The 740-nt window shown below is 42.6% G+C and carries 1 protein-coding gene; it reads right to left on the bottom strand.

From position 1 onward, the window contains the following. Window positions 1–740 (bottom strand): NAD(P)/FAD-dependent oxidoreductase (locus A3738_RS07260; protein ID WP_197473670.1); only part of this gene is annotated, 740 nt, incomplete at both ends.

The raw sequence follows: 740 nt of genomic DNA, 5'->3' as shown, positions 1-740 counted from the left end.
TCCCATGGGTTGTAGCGAGGCGAATAATGTTTCGTATCGACGTTTTCTCCGAGTTCTTTTTTGACATTTTTCATTAGGAGCTTTCGCATAAAATTCGGCCATTTCATACTGACAGCGTACAGTGCTCTTTGAATCAAGATGTTTCGCTTACGAGTGATCAAATATGCCCAAGAGTCAGGCATAATTTTGGTCATAAAGCGCGCGATTTTGTCTGTGTCAGGTAATGACATAATGTAGGTAGGAGAGCGTTGGAGCATCGTAACGTGCGCTGCTGTATCGGCCATGGATGGAACGATTGTGATCGCAGTTGCTTCACTACCAATGACAACTACTTTCTTACCGCTGTAGTCATAGTTCTCAGGCCAGTGTTGAGGATGAAGAACTTCGCCTTTGAATCTATCTTCGTCTAAGAACTTGGGTTTATAACCTTGATCATAGTCGTAATATCCCGTGCAATTTAAAAGGAATTGGCACGTGAAGTTCTCCGTTTTTTGAGTTTGCTCATTAAGAGCGGAGAGTTCCCATTTTTGAAGTGTTGAAGACCAGTTGGCACTGATTATCTTGAGGCCGAACTTTACCTTCTCGGCGATGCCGAATTCTTGCGCTGTATCGTTTACATAGTTTCTTATGTCTGGACCTTTAGCTAACACAGTGTCAGAGAACCAAGGTTTGAATTGGTAGCCAAAACTAGTCATGTCTGAATCTGATCGAATGCCAGGGTATTTAAATAAGTCCCAAGT

This window comes from Oleiphilus sp. HI0066 (genome assembly GCF_001635725.1).
This window is presented reverse-complemented; position numbering and strand designations above follow the sequence as displayed.